The organism is Curvibacter sp. APW13, assembly GCF_032337135.1.
In the GTDB taxonomy this organism is placed as follows: Bacteria; Pseudomonadota; Gammaproteobacteria; order Burkholderiales; family Burkholderiaceae_C; genus Allorhodoferax.
This window is the reverse complement of record NZ_JAVXZZ010000001.1, coordinates 930,147-947,038: the sequence shown is the minus strand read 5'-3', so window position 1 is coordinate 947,038 and position 16,892 is coordinate 930,147. Positions and strand designations below refer to the sequence as shown.

Genomic DNA, 16,892 nt, shown 5'->3' with positions numbered 1-16,892 from the left:
TGGCTATTGGTCGCGTGCCGCCCATTCCACCAGGGCTTCGAGGGCGGGTCGCGCGGCGATGGCGTTGGGGTGATTCACCAAGGCTACCAGCACATAGCGCTTGCCGCTGGCGCCCAGCACAAAACCCCCGAGGGCAGTGACGTCGCGCAGGCTGCCGGTCTTGAGGTGGGCACTGCCCTGGGCGCGGTTCTTCATGCGCTTCAGGGTGCCGTCCACGCCCGAGATCGGCAGCGAGGCCATCAGCTCGGGCATCCAGGGCGACGCAAACCCCAGCTGCAGCAGGCGGGCCAGGGCATGGGCGCTGATGCGTTCACGCCGGGACAAGCCCGAGCCGTTCTCCAGTTCCGGCGCGGCCACCCCGGGCAGGCGGCTTTGCCACCACTGGCCCACGGCCTGCTGCGAGCGTGCAAAGCTGGCGCTGCCCTGCAGGGCGACACCTTCGCTCTCGGGGGCGGCATCGCTCGCGGCGCGACCCAGCGTCAGGAACAGCTGCTGGGCCATGACGTTGTTGCTGTACTTGTTGATGTCGCGCACGATCAGCGCCAGCGGCTCCGACCCGGCCTCAAATGCGGGCTTGGCCGCCGGGTTGCCCAGCGTGCCGAAGCGCACAATGCCCTGCAGCTTGCCACCCATGTACTGCCACAGGCCCTGCACCGCGCGCAGGCTGTAGCTGGCGGGGTCGGCGTAGGCAACCGGCCAGGTGCGCTCGCCGCAGCTGGCCGGGTACGCGCCGCCGAAGCGGATGCGGGTGGGGTCGGCAAAGTCGGCTTTGAGGCTGGCGCGATAGTCGCTGCAGTCGTTGCCCTTGTCGCCATTGCGCAGCAGCGGCACGGTGGCGGGTAGCTGCACTCCGGCCAGTGGCGGGTCGTACTGCACCCGGGCCACCCCGGTCTCGAGGTCTGGCGTGAAGGTCATGACCAAGGCCTTGTAGTTCAGCAGCAGGGCGTCGGGCGTGGCGTTGTAGGGCCGCAGCGGTTCGCCATCGAACTGCGAGGGGTCCACCGGGGCCACCTCGAACGCACTCCTGTCGAGCACGATGTCGCCTGCCACGGTCTGAATGCCCAGGCCCTGCACCCTGCGCAGCAGCAGCCAGATCCGCTCCAGCACCAGCTTGGGGTCGCCCTGACCCTTGATGACGAGGTTGCCCTGCAGCACACCATCGCGTACCGGGCCCTCCAGGTACACCGGGGTCTTCCACTGGTAGGTCGGGCCCAGCAGGTCCAGCGCGGCCGAGGTCGTCACCAGCTTCATGACCGACGCAGGGTTCATGGGGATGCCGGCGCGGTGGGCCAGGCGCGCGTTGCCGTTGCCCTGCACTTCGGTCACCAGCATGGCGACGCTCTCTGGCGGGACCTTGGCCCGGGCCAGTGCGGCCTGCACCTCGGCGGGTAGCGGTTGGGCGCCGACCACGAGGGCGGTCCAGACCAGACCAGCGGCCATCGCCGAGCGCAGGCAGAACAGACGGTAGCGGCTGGGGCGGAAGAACATGGCAAATCCGGTGGCAGAAAGAAAAAGCGCCCCGAAGGGCGCATCGTGGCACGTGGATTGTGCCGTTGTTTGGAGGCGGTCACCGTGGCCAGCCCCCGAGGGGCGGCCGTCAGGCCTTGCCAGCAGCTTTCTGCAGGATCACGTAGAGCTGGTCCTTGAGGGCCAGCTTTTCCTTCTTCAGGGTTTCGATTTCCACCGGGCTACCCGCCTCGACGTGGCTTTCCATGTTCTTGATCTTCTGGTCCAGTTCGTTGTGCTTGTCGAACAGGCGGGTGAAGTGGTGGTCGTTGTTCTTCAGTTGCGTAATCAGTTCGCGGTGCTCGGGAAACATGCTGCAATCACTCCATGGTCGTGTGGGAACAGCTGCCCATTATCCTCCTGCCGTGCCGCGATAATGGTTTGTCGTCCCGAGCGTCGCGAGAAAGCCACTGCGAGGGTGTGCAGCTGTCCGGTGGGGTGGTCGGGCGCTATTGAAATGAAAGCGCATTGCACAATGAATATGCGGGCTACGGCCTGATTTGATCAGTAAATGAAGCTATTGGCGTTTGATACCAGCACCGAAGTGCTCTCCATCGGCGTGGCCGCCGGGGGGGGCGTCCATGTGCATACCGGCGCGGGCGGGGCACAGGCCTCGTTCGGCCTGATTGCCGGCGTGCAGTCGCTGTTGGCGCAGGCCGGGCTGGCGATGGCGCAACTCGACGCCGTGGTGTTCGGTGCCGGCCCCGGCTCCTTCACCGGCCTGCGCACCGCCTGTGCGGTGGCACAGGGCCTGGCCCTGGGGGCAGACCTGCCGGTACTGCCCGTGAACTCCCTGCTGGCGGTGGCCGAAGACGCGCGCCTGCAGCACGCGCCCAACGTGCCCGAATTCGTGGTGCTGTCCCTGCTGGACGCCCGCATGGACGAGGTCTACGCCGCGCCGTGGCGCTGGGATGGGGTTGACTGGCATGCCGAGGGCGAGATCCAGCTGTGTGCACCGCAGTCGGTCGTGGTGCCGGAGTCGGTGCAGTGTCTGGCCGGCAACGTGTTTCCCGTCTATCCAGGGCGGGTGGAGTCTGCCCTGGCGGGACGTAGCCTGCCCTGCGTCGCGGCCTTGCCCAGTGCCCGTGCCCTGCTGCAGTTGGCGCCAGGCCTGCTGCACCAGGGGCAGGCGGTGCCACCGGAGCAGGCCTTGCCGCTGTACGTGCGCGACAAGGTGGCCAAGACCACGGCCGAGCGCGAACGCGAAAAGGCCTTGCAGGTTGCGCAGCGGAGTAACCATGGCTGAATCCGCACTGGCTGATCCGACATTCGCGCCCCTGCTGGCGCCAGCGCTCGACAGCGTGCTGCACATCGAGGCGCGTGCCTATGACCATCCCTGGACCCGCACCCACTTCCTCGACGCACTGGCCAGCGGCTACGAGGCCCAGATGCTGGTGCGCGACGGTGCCGTGCTGGGCTACTTCGTGGCCATGCAGGGCGTGGGCGAGGCACACCTGCTCAACATCACCGTGGCGCCCGAGCACCAGGGGCAGGGCCATGCGCGCACCCTGATGGCCGCGCTCAAACGCTGGGCCATGCAAGTGGCGGCGCAGCGCATCTGGCTGGAAGTGCGGGTAAGCAATACGCGCGCCATCCGGCTCTACGAAGGCCTGGGCTTCGAGCGTGTCAACGTGCGCAAGGATTACTACCCGGGCCTGGGCCCGGCGCGCGAGGATGCGCTGGTGATGTACTGCCCCCTGGACGAAAGCGAACACCCATGAGCCTGCACCTCGATAACCGCCAGCGCGCCATGCTCAAGGAAATGGGCGTCACCGTGTGGCTGCCCGGGACCGACTTCGCTGTGGCTGCCGCCCCCGCCAGTGCCGACAGCCCAGGCAGCCGAACGCCTCCGATGGCACAGGCACCCGCACCTGTCCGGACCCCGGTGCCTGCGGCCGCACCGGTGCCGCCGGTGGCACCGGTCGCTCCCGTAGCCGCCCCCGCTGCGTTTTCCCCAGCGCTGGCGGGCGACTGGCCTGCCCTGGTCGAGCAGGTGGCACAGTGCCAGGCCTGCCCCCAGCATGCCGGGCGCAGCCGCTGCGCGATGCAGGCACCGGCCCATCCGGTGCAGGCCGACTGGCTGGTGGTGCTGGACCCGCCGGAGGAAGAGCAGGAGCGCCAGCAGCAACCGGTCACGGGCGACGCTGCCGTGCTGCTGGACAACATGCTCAAGGCCGTGGGGGTGTCCCGCAGCGCCGAAGGTGCCCGGGGTGCCTATGTGACCACCGTGACCAAATGCCGGGTGCCGCATGCCATCCTGCCCACGGCCGACGACCTGCAGCAATGCCGGGTGCACCTGCGCGCCGAGATCGCCTTGGTCAAGCCGCGGATGGTGCTGCTCATGGGGCGCTTTGCCCAGCAGCTGGTGGCGCAGCCGGGTGCGACCACCGCCTCCATGGCGCTGGACCACCTGCGTGGCCAAGTCCATCGGTTCGAGGGGTTGCCGACCGTGGTGACCTACCCGCCGACCATCCTGCTGCGCAACAGTGCCGCCAAAGCCAAGGCCTGGGCAGACCTGTGCCTGGCGCTCGACACCCTGGAGGCGGCATAGGCCTGCCTACAATCGACCTCCGCCCCCACTACCCCAGAAAAGACCATGACGTTCCTCGAAAAACTTGCGGCTGCCGAACGGCGCAACCAGTCCATGCTGTGTGTGGGGTTGGACCCGGAGCCGGCGAAGTTTCCGGTGCACATGCGAGGTGACGCCGCGTACATCTACGATTTCTGTGCGGCCATCGTGGACGCGACGGCCGATCTGGCCATGGCTTTCAAGCCCCAGATTGCGTACTTTGCCGCCCACGGTGCCGAAGCCCAGCTGGAGCGGCTGATGGAGCATATGCGCCGCACGGCGCCGGGTGTTCCCATCATCCTGGACGCCAAGCGTGGCGACATCGGCAGCACGGCCGAGCAGTATGCGCGCGAGGCGTTTGAGCGCTATGGCGCTGACGCGGTCACCCTGTCTCCCTTCATGGGCTTCGATTCGGTGCAGCCCTACCTGAAATACCACGGCAAGGGTGCATTCCTGCTGTGCCGCACCTCCAACCCCGGGGGGGACGACTTCCAGCCGCAAGCGCTGCGTGACATTCCCGGCCAGCCGCGCCTGTACGAACACATCGCCGCGCTGGCGCAAGGCCCCTGGAACCTCAATGGCCAGCTCGGGCTGGTGGTGGGTGCAACCTACCCGGCCGAGATCGAGCGCGTGCGTGCGCTGGCCCCGACCTTGCCACTGCTGATCCCCGGCGTCGGCGCCCAAGGCGGCGATGCAGTCGCGACGGTTCGCGCCGGATGGCGTGGTGACGCATCCGGCACCACCGGCCCGATCGCGGTCAATTCGTCGCGCGCCATCCTGTATGCCAGCGCTGAAGCCGACTACGCGCAGGCCGCCCGGCGCGAAGCCCAGCGCACCCGCGACAGCCTGCACGCGGCGCGCGCCTGAGGGCGACAGGAGCCGCCCAGTCAGGGTTTGTCGCCACTGGTCGGCACATACCCGGTGTGGTAAGGTCTGCCAGCGCCGACGCCACCACCGACCATGGGAATTCGCTCCAAGATCCTGCTCGCCTTCCTTCTCTGTTTTGGCCTGGTGGGTTGGGCCAGTCTGGTGCTGCTCAAGCAGCGCATGAACGCCGAATTTTCCGATCTGGAACGGGCGGACCTGCACGACAGCATGGGGCGGGTGCTCAAGATCATGGATGCCAGTGTCAGTTCGTTGCGCAGCCAGACCCGGGACTGGGCCGAATGGACGGACATGTACGACTATGTGCGTGCCCCGCACGCCCGTCAGGCCTGGGCCAGCAGTAACCTCGATGCGCAGGCGCTCGATACCGCCGACCTGTCCTTCGTGGACATCCTGGATGCCCGCGCTGGCTACGTGCGGGCGGTTCGTTCGGCTGGGGTAGGTAGCGCAGAACAATTGCCACTGGACCAGCGCCAGGCGCTGGCGGCCCGGCTGGCGCTGGGTGATGCGCCCTTGTGCGGACTGCAGTCCTTCAGTGCCCGTTTTGCCCTGGTTTGTGCCGCGCGCGTCTCCCGCAGTGACCGCAGCGGTGGCTACGTGGGTTTGGTCGTGATGGGGCGGTTCCTCGATGGCCGCCGGGTGGCCCAGTGGCAGGAGCAGTCGGGTTTCGGGCTCTGGCTCAACGCGGCGGGTGACATACCGCCGGCGGTTCAGTGGTTGCGTGGTGCACTACCCGCCAATGGTATTTCCGGGCAGGACTATGCCTTGCACGTATTTTCGGAACTCAACACGATGTATTTGCCGCTCCAGTCCCTGGACGGACAGCCCCTGGCCACGCTCGAAGTGCGCATCCCCCGTGAGTTGTTCGCCCGTACGCAGGCATTGCAGACGCGCCTGGCATGGCAGTTTGGGGTTTCTGCCCTGGTGATTGCGGTGCTGCTCGCCACCGCAGTGCACTGGCTGCTGGTGCGTCGCCTGCGTGACCTCACGCGCCAGTTGCAGGAATTGGCAGAAGCCGGCGCCTGGAGCCGCAAGGTGGTGGTGCCCGGCCGCGATGAACTGCGGGTGCTGGCGACCGAAGTCAATTTCATGCTGGAGATGATCGACGACCAGGTGCGCGACCTGACGGCACAGTCCATGACCGACACCCTCACGGGATTGGCGAACCGGCGGGCTTTCGACATGCGGCTGGCCCTGGAATTCGGGCGGGCACGCCGGCACACCCAGCCCCTGTCGCTGCTGGTGGTCGATGTCGACTATTTCAAGTGCTACAACGACCACTACGGACATCCGGCTGGGGACGCTGCCTTGCGCACGGTGGCCGAAGTGCTGGCCACCGCATGTGGGCGCACGATCGACCTGGCGGCACGCATTGGTGGCGAGGAGTTTGCGTTGCTGCTGCCGAACACCCCGCTGGAGGGGGCGGTCGACATTGCCCACCGCCTGCAGCGCTTGCTGGCACAACGTGCCATCGAGCACGAGGCGTCGGAGGTCGCACCGCACCTGACCGTGAGCATCGGCGTCGCAGCGATCGGTATGCTGGACGACTCCGCCCATGCCTTGGTCGCACGCGCGGACCGCGCCTTGTATGTGGCAAAGTCCCAGGGCCGCAATCGCCATCATTGTGATGTGCCTGCAGAAAGCTGAACCACCATGATCGACCTCTACACCGCCGCCACACCCAACGGCCACAAGATTTCCATTGCCCTGGAAGAACTGGCCTTGCCTTACACCCTGCGCGTGCTGAACCTGTCCGCCCAGGAGCAGAAGGAGCCCTGGTTCCTGGCCATCAACCCCAATGGCCGCATTCCGGCCATCGTGGACCGTGACGCGGGAGACCTTGCGGTCTTCGAGTCCGGAGCCATCCTGATCTATCTGGCCGAGAAGACCGGGCGACTGATGCCGACCGATGTGGTGGGCCGTACCCGCGTCATCCAGTGGCTGATGTTCCAGATGGGCGGCATCGGGCCCATGATGGGGCAGGCCAATGTGTTCTACCGCTACTTTCCGGAAAAGATCCAGCCCGCCATCGACCGCTACCAGGGGGAGAGCAAGCGCCTCTTCCGGGTGCTGGACACCCATCTGGCGAACCACGAATACCTGGCGGGTGACTACTCGATTGCCGACATTGCCAACTTTGCCTGGGTACGCACGCACCGATGGTCGGGTGTGCCTGTGGACGACCTGCCGCATCTGCAGCGCTGGCTGGACCAGATTCGGCAGCGCCCGGCGGTTGAGCGTGGCCTACAGGCACCGCCCTCCAACCTGGAACTGCGCCGCGATGGATCGGAAGCCGCGGAAAAGTTTGCCCAGGAGGCACGCAAGATGGTCGAGATGGGTCAGTCCAACCAGGGGGGCAAGGCGTGAAGCTCTACAGCGCCTACCGCGCGCCGAACCCGCGCCGCGTGCTGATGTTCCTGGCGGAAAAGGGGATCAACGGCATCGCGGTGGAGAACGTGGACCTGAACCAGGGGCAGCACCGATCGGCCGACTTCCGCGACAAGAGCCCGATGGCCAAGGTGCCGGCCCTCGAACTTGATGACGGCCGCGTGCTGACCGAAACCCGGGCCATCTGTACCTACCTCGAAGGCCTGTACCCCGAACCGAATCTGATGGGGGTGGATGCCACCGAGCGGGCCTTCATCGAAATGGCTGACCGCCGCGTCGAGTGGTACCTGATGGTGCCGCTGGCCATGGCGATACGCCATACCCATCCGGGCTTGGCGGTGCTGGAGCAGCCCCAGTTCCCCGATTTCGGCCGCTCGCAGGGCGAGAAGGGGGTGGAGGTTGCGCGCTGGTTCGACCAGCAGTTGCAGCGGCAGCCCTGGATTGCAGGGGATCGCTTCACCATCGCCGACATCACCGCGTTCTGTGCGCTGGAATTCGCGCGCGGTCTGCTCAAGCTGGTGCCGCGCGATCATGGCCTGCTGGCCCTGCAGGGGTGGCGTGACAGGGTGGCCGAACGGCCCAGCGCCCAGGCCGTTTAGCTAGCGCAAGAACTGGCCGCGCTGCCGCATCCAGGCACCGAGTGCGCGGGCGTCCAGCGGTTTGCTCAGCCAGTATCCCTGAATCTGGTTGCACCCTTGCGAGTGCAGGAAGTCGATCTGCTCCTGCGTTTCCACCCCTTCGGCAATGGTGCTCAAGCCCAGGCTGTGGGCCATGCGGATGATGGCCTGGACGATGGCGCGGTCGTCCGGGTCGTGGACGATGTCCCGCACGAAGGACTGGTCGATCTTGAGCTTGGAGACCTTGTAGCGCTTGAGGTAGCTCAGTGACGAGTAACCGGTGCCGAAATCATCCATGGCCATGGGAATGCCCAAATCGGCCAGTTGTTCCATGGTGGCGCTGACCTGTTGGGAGTTGTACAGGGCCACCCCCTCGGTCAGCTCCAGCTCCAGCACGTGGGGGGGGATGTTTTCCGTTGCCAGCACTTCCCGCACCAATGTCGGCAGGTTGCCGTGGCGGAACTGAACCGCGGACACGTTGATGCTGACGCGCCAGGGTGACCAGCCCTGCTGCAGCCACTCGGCGGCCTGGCGCGCAGCCGCCCGCAATACCCATTCGCCGATGGGCAGGATCAGGCCGTTGCTCTCGGCCACGGGTATGAACTCGGCCGGGGAGATCGGACCCAGTTCGGGATGGTTCCAACGCACCAGCGCTTCCACGCCAATGAGTCGCCCCGTCGCCAGGTTCAATTGCGGCTGGTAGACCAGCGAAAGCTGTTCGCGCTCCAGTGCGCGGCGCAGTGCGTTGCCCAGCAGCAGGTTGCGCTCGGAGCGGGCCTGCACGCTGGCAGTGAAGAAGCGGAAGCTGTTGCGGCCTTCCTCCTTGGCCAGGTACATCGCTGCATCCGCGCAGCGCGACAGGTCTTCGAGGTTGCCGCCGTCCTGGGGGTAGAGCGCAATGCCTATGGATGGCGTGACCGTGAGCTCATGCCCGTCGAGCAGAAAGGGTTCCAGAGCGGTCTGCAATATCTTGGCGGCGACATTGGCGGCGCCTTCGGCCTCGGTGTCCGGCAGCAGCAGCACGAATTCGTCGCCCCCGAGCCGTGACACCGTGTCCTGTTCGCGCACCGCCTGGCGCAGTCGGTGCGCCAGCTCCACCAGCACGGCATCGCCCACGCGGTGGCCCAGTGAGTCATTGATGGTCTTGAAGTGGTCCAGGTCCAGAAACATCAGGGCCACACTGGATCCTGCACGGTGGGCTGCGGCGATGGCGGTGCGGCAGCGGTCGTCGAGCAACAAGCGGTTGGGCAGTCCGGTGAGGGCATCGAAGTGGGCAAGATGCTGGATGTGGGCCTCTGCCTCGCGCCGTTGGGCTATGGTGTGTTCCAGCTCCTGTACTGTGCGACGAAGCTCGTCCGTACGCCGCTGCACCAGCTGCTCCAGGTTGGCCCGCGCCTCAGCCAACTGCTCTTGGGCAAGGCGTCGTTCGGTCACGTCGATGCCGTTCCAGATGGTCCCCTTGGAGAGGTCGGTCGGATCGAGCGCCTGGGCCTGCACATCGCAGTACATGGCTGAGCCGTCCTTGCGGCGCAGGCGCATCTCTTCGTGGAAGACCTCGCCCCGCTGCAGCGGGGCATAGCAACGCACGGTAGCTTCCTCCCAGTCCTGGTCGCTCAGGTACCAGGTGCGCGAAGGCGCCCCGTCGAGCTCTCCGGGACCATAGCCCAACATGGCTTCGAAGGCGCGGTTGCAGCGGACCACACGCCGGTTCTGCATGAACAGGATCGAGACCAGTGCATTGTCGAAGATCAGTTTCTGCTGCTGCAGCAAGGACTGCATGCGGGTTGCAGCCTCTTTCTGCTCGCTGATGTCGTCCACGATCCAGATCGAGCCTTCGGCGGTGTCCTGCGGGTTGATCAGTTTCCCCGTGAGATGGGCCCAGAACAGGTGCCCGTCGGCGTGGCGCATCTGCATTTCGGTCTTGAAGGGCAGGCCCTGGGCCATGACCGGGTAGGCTGCTCGCCCCAGGGCATGGAACGCTTCGTCATTGGGGTACAGCGATGCATTGCTGCGTTGCAGTGCCGCGCTCACGGTGGGGTGGCCGAATATCTCCGCGAAGCGTTGGTTGCAGCGCTTGAGGCGGCGTCGGCGGATGAAAACGATTCCGACCCCGGCCGTGTCGAGGATGACCTGCTGTTCGCGCGCCATTTGCTCCTGGTAGGCATCGGGGGCGGCAATGGGGACTGCAGGCGATGGGCGGATCATGAAGGCGGTTCGTGAAAAGCGCAGGGAATTCCCGTGCGGAATCGGCACCGTGCCATGCTACCGCGCGGGGCCGGAAAACGCCATGCTCGACCATGATTTCCTAGGCCGCCGAAGGCTGCCGGTGAGGTAACAGTTTGCAAAACCGCTGGAGCCCCGCTTGCATCCGGCCTAGCATGCCGCCGACCGTTCACTATCCCTGATCTGCGTGCATTCCGATTCCATCCCCGACACCTTGCCCGAGGCACCCCTGCGGGACGACGCGGCGCCCTTGGCTGCGCCCGCCGCGCTGCTGGCGGTGGCCGGTTCGGCCCTGCTGAGTGCCTGTGGCGGTGGGGGCGGGGGAAGCGGTGCTGATGCCAGCACCCCCGTCATCGCGGGGCGCAGCATCAGCATCGACACCACAGCCTACACCCAACTGAACTTCAGCAGCGACGCCCAGGCGGCGCGCTTCCTGCAGCAGGCACAGTTTTCCTGCACCGAAAGCGAGATTGCCCAGGCGCGCCAGATCGGCCCGGCGGCCTGGATCGAGCGCCAGGTTGCCACGAGTTCGGGGGTGATGGGCTGGGATTGGCTCAATGCCCAGGGCTACGGCGCGATCGACAGCAACAACTGGTACGACAGCGCCACACCGGGCGACCGCATGGCCTGGGCCCAGCTCATGGCCTCGCCCGACGCGGCGCGCAAGCGCATGGCGCTGGCCTTGTCGGAAATCGTGGTGGTCTCGCTGTCGGGGATCGACATCACCTGGCGCAGCCATGCCATCGCCAAGTACTGGGACACCCTGTGTACCCACGCCTTCGGCAACTACCGCGACCTGCTGCAGGACATCACGCTCAACGTGGCCATGGGCTACTACCTCAACACCAAGGGCAACCGCAAGGAAGACGCCGCCAGTGGCCGCCAGCCCGACGAGAACTATGCCCGGGAAGTGATGCAGCTGTTCACCGTGGGTCTGCAGAAGCTCAATGCCGACGGCACCCTGCTGGGGGGTACGGTGCAGGAGACCTACACCGCCGACGATGTGAGCAACCTGGCGCGCGTGTTCACGGGCTACGACATCGACCAGACAAAGAACGCACCCACGGTGGTGGCGCAGACTGGCGGTGGCACCCGCACCATCCCCAGCACCGACTATGTGCGCCTGCCGCTCAAGCTCACGACCAACACCACCAACAGCAGCGCGGCCAACCACTCGACGCTGGCGGTCAACTTCCTGGGCACCACCATCCCAGCCAACACCGACCCCGCTACGGCGCTGCGCACGGCACTGGACACGCTGTTCAACCACGCCAACACCGCGCCTTTCCTCTGCAAGCAGCTGATCCAGCGTCTGGTCACCAGCAACCCCAGCGCCGCCTATGTGGGGCGTGTCGCGGCCAAGTTCGCGAACAACGGCAGCGGCGTGCGCGGCGATCTGGCACAGGTGTATGCGGCCATATTGCTCGATGACGAAGCCCGTGGCAGCGCAGGGCTGACCGACCCCGAGTACGGCAAGCTGCGCGAGCCCATGGTGCGCCTGGTGCAGTGGGTGCGGACCTTCGGCGTCGCCTCGGCCAGTGGCACCTGGAAGATCGGCGACCTGAGCAACCCCGGCAGCTCGCTGGGGCAGAGTCCCCTGCGCTCGCCCTCGGTGTTCAATTTCTTCCGGCCCGGCTATGTGCCGCCTGCCACCACGCTGAGTACCGGCAAGGTGGCACCCGAGTTCCAGATCGTCAATGAGAGCAGCGTCGGCGGCTACCTCAACACCATGATGAACGTCATCAGCAGCGGCCTCAACAGCGGCGACATCAAGGCTGCGTACACGGCGGAGATCGCACTGGCCACCTCCCCGTCCAGCCTGGTGGCCCGGCTCAACCTGCTGCTGTGCGCGGGGCAGTTGTCGGCCACTACGGTCACCACCATCACCAACACGGTGGCGTCCATGGCCGGTACCGTGGCCTCCAGTGCCACCACGGCCACCAACCTGCGCAACCGCGTCTGTGCGGCCGTGCTGCTGGTGATGGCCTGCCCAGAATACCTGGTACAGAAATAGGACGCAGGCATGGCACACCCACCCCACGACCTGGACCGGATGGACCGCCGCAGCTTCCTGCGCCGCGGCGCCGCCGGTGCCGCCCTGCCCTGGCTCATGAAACTCGGTGCCCTGGGGGAGGCTGCAGCCTTCAATGGCGGTGCCGCGGTGTCGGACTACAAGGCCCTGGTCTGCGTGTTCCTGTATGGCGGCAATGACTACGCCAACACGGTCATCACCCTGGATACGCCCAGCTACAACCAGTACAGCACGATCCGCGGCGGCACGGCCGGCATCGCCATTGCCCAGAGCGCGCTCGCGGCCACCACGCTGAACCCGCTGGCCACACCGCAGGACCTGCTGGGGGTGAACCGGCAATATGCGCTGCACCCGTCGATGACGGGCGTGGCCAACCTGTTCAACACCGGCAAGGCGGCCGTGCTGCTCAACGTGGGGCCGCTGGTCAAGCCGCTGACCAAGGCGCAGTACCAAAGCTCGAATGTGGCGCTGTACCCGCGTCCACCCCAGCTGTTTTCCCACAATGACCAGCAGTCGGTCTGGCAATCGTCGAGCGCCGAGGGCTCCAAGGTGGGTTGGGGTGGGCGCATCGGCGACCGGGTGCTGGGGCATTCGAGCACCGTCAATACCCAGTCGCTGTTCACCTGCATGTCGGTCACGGGCAATGCCGTGCTGCTGTCGGGCGATACCGCCCTGCAGTACCAGGTCAGCACCAGCGGTGCCATCAAGATCCAGCCCGCCACCAATGCCACCGTGTATGGATCGGCCGCCGTGGCGAGTGCCCTCAACGCCCTGGTGCGCGACACCACCCGCACCCACCGCCTGGAGCGCGACCATGCCATCGTGACCGACCGCGCCCTCACGGCCGAATCGCTGGTGAGCACAGCGCTCAATGCGCCTACGGCGACGGGCTTCACCACCGTATTCCCGACCAGCAACAGCCTGGCCGACCAGCTCAAGATGGTGGCGCGCCTGATCCGGGGGCGCAATGAACTGGGAGCCAAGCGGCAGGTGTTCCTGGTGTCGCTGGGTGGCTTTGACCTACACGACAACCTCATCAGCCAGCACCCGGGCCTGCTGGACAAGATGAGTAGTGCCATGACGGCCTTCTACAACGCCACCGTGGAGATGGGCGTGGCGAACCAGGTGACGGCCTTCACGGGGTCCGACTTCGGGCGCACGCTGGCGTCCAACGGCGACGGCTCGGACCACGGCTGGGGTGGGCACCACTTCATCGTGGGTGGTGCCGTGAACGGCCAGCGCTTCTACGGCACGCCACCGCCGGTGAGCGTGGGCAGCACTTCTGCCTATGCCGACCAGTGGCACGTGGGGCAGGGCCGCCTGCTGCCCACCACCTCGGTCGACCAGTACGCGGCCACGCTGGCACGCTGGTTCGGTGTGGACGACAGCGAAATGGCCACTGTGGTGCCCAACATCGCGAACTACCCGGCCACCGGTGGTTTCGACCTGGCCTGGGCTGGAGGCACGCTGAACTACCCTCGTTACCTCGGTTTTCTGCCCTGATCCCTCATGGATATTGCGTAGGCAGCTACTGAATCGATAGCGACTTGCGCAGGTAGCGACCGGTGTGACTGGCCGGGTTGGCGGCCAGGTCCTCCGGCGTGCCCACACCTACGACGGTGCCCCCGCCACCGCCGCCTTCGGGCCCCATGTCGATGAGCCAGTCCGCGGTCTTGATGACATCGAGGTTGTGCTCGATGACGACGATGGTGTTGCCCTCGTCGCGCAGCCGGTGCAGCACCTTGAGCAGCAGCTCGATGTCGGCAAAGTGCAGCCCGGTGGTGGGCTCGTCCAGGATGTAGAGGGTGCGGCCGGTGTCGCGCTTGCTGAGTTCCAGCGCCAGCTTCACGCGCTGGGCTTCGCCGCCCGAGAGCGTGGTGGCCGACTGGCCCAGGCGTATGTAGCTCAGTCCCACATCCATCAGCGTCTGCAGCTTGCGGGCAATGGCGGGCACGGCCTGGAAGAAGTCCAGCGCCACGTCCACCGTCATCTCCAGGATCTGGGCGATGTTCCGGCCCTTGTACTGCACTTCCAGCGTCTCGCGGTTGTAGCGCTGGCCCTGGCACACGTCGCAGGGCACGTACACGTCGGGCAGGAAATGCATTTCCACCTTCACCACGCCGTCGCCCTGGCAGGCCTCGCAGCGGCCCCCGGCCACGTTGAAGGAAAAGCGCCCCGCTCCGTAGCCGCGCTCGCGCGCCGTGGGCACCTCGGCCATGAGCTCGCGGATGGGGGTGAACAGGCCGGTGTAGGTAGCCGGGTTGGAGCGCGGCGTGCGCCCGATCGGGCTCTGGTCCACGTTGATGACCTTGTCGAAGTAGGCCATGCCTTCGATCGCCTGGTGCGGTGCCGGTTCCTCGTGGGCGCGGTAGAGCTGGCGCGCCACGGCGGCATAGAGCGTGTCGTTCACCAGCGTGGACTTGCCCGAGCCGGAAACGCCGGTGACGCAGGTGAACAGGCCCACGGGGAACTCGACGCTGACGTTCTTCAGGTTGTGGCCGTGGGCGCCGACCACGCGCAGTGCCTGCAGGCTACCCTGCGTGGCTCGGTGCTCGGCCTGGCGTTCCTCCCAGGCCTGGGCCGCCTTGCTCGGCGCGCCCTTGCCGGAACCGCTCTTGCGGGGTGCCTCGGGAGCAGATTCGAGCACCGGCAGCCAGGGTGTGCGCTTTTTCGGCACGGCAATGTGGCGGGTGCCCGCCAGGTATTGGCCGGTGGGGGAGTCGGGATTGGCCTTGACCTCGTCGAACGTGCCCTGCGCCGTGACGCGTCCGCCGTGCACCCCGGCACCGGGGCCGAGGTCGATGATGTGGTCGGCGGCACGCATCATGTCCTCGTCGTGTTCCACCACCAGCACGCTGTTGCCCAGGTCGCGCAGGTGCTGCAGGGTGCCGATCAGGCGGTCGTTGTCGCGCTGGTGCAGTCCGATGGAAGGCTCGTCCAGCACGTACATCACGCCGGTGAGCCCGGAGCCGATCTGGCTGGCCAGGCGGATGCGCTGGCTCTCGCCGCCGGAAAGGGTCTCGGCGCTGCGGTCCAGGCTCAGGTAGTTCAGGCCCACGTCATTGAGGAACTTGAGGCGCAGGCTGATCTCGCGCACCACCTTGGCGGCGATGTCGCCCTTGGCCCCGGTCATCTGCAGCTGCGAGAAATAGTCCAGGCATTCGCCCAGCGTCACGTGGCTGACCTCGAAGATCGCCCGCGCCTGCGGGCCTTCGCCGATGCGCACATGCCGCGCCTCGCGTCGCAGGCGCGAGCCCTGGCAGTCCGGACACGGCTGGGTGGCGCGCAGGCGGGCCAGGTCTTCGCGCACCAGGGCCGAGTCGGTCTCGCGGTAGCGCCGCTGCATGTTGGGGATGACACCCTCGAAGGGGTGTTTCTTCTTGACCTTCTTGCCCGCGTTGGCGCCGCTGTCGAGCACGTAGGTGAAGGCAATGTCCTCCTCGCCCGAGCCGTACAGGATGGCCTGCTGCACCGGTGCTGGCAGCGATTCGAATGCGGCCTCGATGTCGAAGCGGTAGTGCGCAGCCAGGCTCTGCAGTAGGGCGAAGTAGTAGCCGTTGCGCCTATCCCAGCCCTTGATGGCGCCGCTGGCCAGGCTCAGGGAGGGGAAGGCCACCACGCGCTGCGGGTCGAAGAAGTCCTGCTGGCCCAGGCCGTCGCAGCCCGGGCAGGCCCCGATGGGCGAGTTGAAGGAAAACAATCGCGGCTCCAGCTCGGCAATCGAGTAGTTGCACACCGGGCAGGCGAACTTGGCGTTGAATAGGTGTTCTTTTGGCTCCTGGCCCGCATCTGCATTGCGTGAGGCGCTATCCATGTCATAGCAGATGGCGCGACCACCGGCGATGTCGAGTGCCGCCTCGAAGCTCTCCGCCAGGCGCTGGCGCATGGCCTTGAAGTCAGCGAATTCGGCGGACTGCTCGTCTGCCGGAGCATGGCGCACCTTGAGCCGGTCCACCACCACGTCCACGTCGTGCTTCTCGGTCTTCTTGAGCGCGGGCAGGTCTTGCGCCTCCACCACCTGGCCGTTGAGTCGGAAACGCACGAAACCGCGGGACTGCATGTCGGCAAACAGCTCGGTGAACTCGCCTTTCTTTTCCCGCGCCACCGGGGCCAGCACCATGATGCGGGTGCCCTCGGGCAGGGCCAGCACGGCGTCCACCATCTGGCTCACGGTCTGGCTCTGCAGAGGCAGGCCGTGGTCGGGGCAGTAGGGCGTGCCGGCGCGGGCAAACAGTAGGCGCAGGTAGTCGTGGATTTCGGTCACTGTGCCCACGGTGGAGCGCGGGTTGTGGCTGGAGGCCTTCTGCTCGATGGAGATGGCGGGCGACAGGCCTTCGATCACGTCCACATCGGGCTTGTCCATCATCTGCAGGAATTGGCGCGCGTAGGTGGACAGGCTTTCCACGTAGCGGCGCTGACCTTCGGCGTACAGCGTGTCAAAGGCCAGGCTGGATTTGCCCGAACCCGACAGGCCGGTGATCACCACCAGCTGGTTGCGCGGAATATCGAGGTCGATGTTCTTGAGGTTGTGCGTGCGCGCCCCGCGGATGCTGATGTTCGATCGCAGGTGCTGCCCCAGGTAGGGGCCTTCGTGTTCGGGAGCGGCGGGCATGGGCGGTGGCGGCGTTGGGAAAACCCACCATGATAGTGACAGTCACCCAAAGCACGCCAG

13 protein-coding genes are annotated in these 16,892 nt (G+C 66.4%); 9 read left to right on the top strand and 4 right to left on the bottom strand.

Going from position 1 to position 16,892, the window contains the following annotated elements; genetic code table 11:
- Nucleotides 1-3: 3 nt before the first annotated feature.
- Nucleotides 4-1,488, bottom strand: a complete 1,485-nt coding sequence (gene dacB, locus RQP54_RS04320; RefSeq protein WP_409997523.1) for a D-alanyl-D-alanine carboxypeptidase/D-alanyl-D-alanine-endopeptidase — start codon at nt 1,486-1,488, stop codon at nt 4-6.
- A gap of 109 nt (nt 1,489-1,597) precedes the next feature.
- Complete coding sequence (locus RQP54_RS04315; RefSeq protein ID WP_315676931.1) at nt 1,598-1,819, bottom strand: YdcH family protein; 222 nt, start codon at nt 1,817-1,819, stop codon at nt 1,598-1,600.
- Nucleotides 1,820-2,017: 198 nt separating this feature from the next.
- Between RQP54_RS04315 and tsaB the strand changes: the two genes are divergently transcribed.
- The 7 genes from tsaB (at nt 2,018) to RQP54_RS04280 (ending at nt 7,947) form a co-directional block, all read left to right on the top strand.
- Nucleotides 2,018-2,752, top strand: coding sequence for a tRNA (adenosine(37)-N6)-threonylcarbamoyltransferase complex dimerization subunit type 1 TsaB (gene tsaB, locus RQP54_RS04310; protein ID WP_315676930.1), 735 nt, complete (start codon nt 2,018-2,020; stop codon nt 2,750-2,752).
- Nucleotides 2,745-3,227 carry a ribosomal protein S18-alanine N-acetyltransferase gene (gene rimI, locus RQP54_RS04305; protein ID WP_315676929.1) on the top strand — a complete coding sequence of 161 codons (483 nt, stop codon included), beginning with the start codon at nt 2,745-2,747 and terminating at the stop codon, nt 3,225-3,227. The genes tsaB and rimI overlap by 8 nt, the downstream gene beginning before the upstream one ends.
- Nucleotides 3,224-4,057 (top strand): uracil-DNA glycosylase, encoded by an 834-nt coding sequence (locus tag RQP54_RS04300; RefSeq protein WP_315676928.1) that lies wholly within the window; start codon nt 3,224-3,226, stop codon nt 4,055-4,057. The genes rimI and RQP54_RS04300 overlap by 4 nt, the downstream gene beginning before the upstream one ends.
- A gap of 45 nt (nt 4,058-4,102) precedes the next feature.
- Nucleotides 4,103-4,942: an orotidine-5'-phosphate decarboxylase gene (gene pyrF, locus RQP54_RS04295; protein ID WP_315676927.1), complete on the top strand. Its 840-nt coding sequence runs from the start codon at nt 4,103-4,105 to the stop codon at nt 4,940-4,942.
- Nucleotides 4,943-5,035: 93 nt separating this feature from the next.
- Entirely contained in the window at nt 5,036-6,607 is a 1,572-nt protein-coding gene (locus RQP54_RS04290) for a diguanylate cyclase (protein ID WP_315676926.1), read from the top strand.
- Between the two features lie 6 nt (nt 6,608-6,613).
- Nucleotides 6,614-7,327, top strand: coding sequence for a glutathione S-transferase family protein (locus RQP54_RS04285; RefSeq protein ID WP_315676925.1), 714 nt, complete (start codon nt 6,614-6,616; stop codon nt 7,325-7,327).
- On the top strand, nt 7,324-7,947 hold the full coding sequence (locus RQP54_RS04280; protein ID WP_315676924.1) for a glutathione S-transferase family protein: 624 nt from the start codon (nt 7,324-7,326) through the stop codon (nt 7,945-7,947). The genes RQP54_RS04285 and RQP54_RS04280 overlap by 4 nt, the downstream gene beginning before the upstream one ends.
- On the opposite strand, the gene RQP54_RS04275 is transcribed toward RQP54_RS04280, so the two are convergent.
- The gene (locus RQP54_RS04275; protein ID WP_315676923.1) at nt 7,948-10,170 is read right to left on the bottom strand and encodes a putative bifunctional diguanylate cyclase/phosphodiesterase; all 2,223 of its coding nucleotides are present in this window, start codon (nt 10,168-10,170) and stop codon (nt 7,948-7,950) included. It abuts the gene before it with no gap.
- Nucleotides 10,171-10,375: 205 nt separating this feature from the next.
- On the opposite strand from RQP54_RS04275, the gene RQP54_RS04270 reads away from it, so the two are divergent.
- Together RQP54_RS04270 and RQP54_RS04265 are read left to right on the top strand one after the other, a co-directional pair.
- The gene (locus RQP54_RS04270) at nt 10,376-12,202 is read left to right on the top strand and encodes a DUF1800 domain-containing protein (protein ID WP_315676922.1); all 1,827 of its coding nucleotides are present in this window, start codon (nt 10,376-10,378) and stop codon (nt 12,200-12,202) included.
- 9 nt (nt 12,203-12,211) lie between these two features.
- Nucleotides 12,212-13,723 (top strand): DUF1501 domain-containing protein, encoded by a 1,512-nt coding sequence (locus tag RQP54_RS04265; RefSeq protein WP_315676921.1) that lies wholly within the window; start codon nt 12,212-12,214, stop codon nt 13,721-13,723.
- A 25-nt stretch (nt 13,724-13,748) separates the two neighbouring features.
- Here RQP54_RS04265 and uvrA read toward each other — a convergent pair whose 3' ends face one another.
- Nucleotides 13,749-16,832 (bottom strand): excinuclease ABC subunit UvrA, encoded by a 3,084-nt coding sequence (gene uvrA, locus RQP54_RS04260; protein WP_315676920.1) that lies wholly within the window; start codon nt 16,830-16,832, stop codon nt 13,749-13,751.
- Nucleotides 16,833-16,892: the final 60 nt, after the last annotated feature.

Bases quoted from the DNA above. Each gene is read 5' to 3' on its own strand.
- dacB (WP_409997523.1), bottom strand. From the start codon at position 1,488: ATGTTCTTCCGCCCCAGCCGCTACCGTCTGTTCTGCCTGCGCTCGGCG.
- RQP54_RS04315 (WP_315676931.1), bottom strand. From the start codon at position 1,819: ATGTTTCCCGAGCACCGCGAACTGATTACGCAACTGAAGAACAACGAC.
- tsaB (WP_315676930.1), top strand. From the start codon at position 2,018: ATGAAGCTATTGGCGTTTGATACCAGCACCGAAGTGCTCTCCATCGGC.
- rimI (WP_315676929.1), top strand. From the start codon at position 2,745: ATGGCTGAATCCGCACTGGCTGATCCGACATTCGCGCCCCTGCTGGCG.
- RQP54_RS04300 (WP_315676928.1), top strand. From the start codon at position 3,224: ATGAGCCTGCACCTCGATAACCGCCAGCGCGCCATGCTCAAGGAAATG.
- pyrF (WP_315676927.1), top strand. From the start codon at position 4,103: ATGACGTTCCTCGAAAAACTTGCGGCTGCCGAACGGCGCAACCAGTCC.
- RQP54_RS04290 (WP_315676926.1), top strand. From the start codon at position 5,036: ATGGGAATTCGCTCCAAGATCCTGCTCGCCTTCCTTCTCTGTTTTGGC.
- RQP54_RS04285 (WP_315676925.1), top strand. From the start codon at position 6,614: ATGATCGACCTCTACACCGCCGCCACACCCAACGGCCACAAGATTTCC.
- RQP54_RS04275 (WP_315676923.1), bottom strand. From the start codon at position 10,170: ATGATCCGCCCATCGCCTGCAGTCCCCATTGCCGCCCCCGATGCCTAC.
- RQP54_RS04265 (WP_315676921.1), top strand. From the start codon at position 12,212: ATGGCACACCCACCCCACGACCTGGACCGGATGGACCGCCGCAGCTTC.
- uvrA (WP_315676920.1), bottom strand. From the start codon at position 16,832: ATGCCCGCCGCTCCCGAACACGAAGGCCCCTACCTGGGGCAGCACCTG.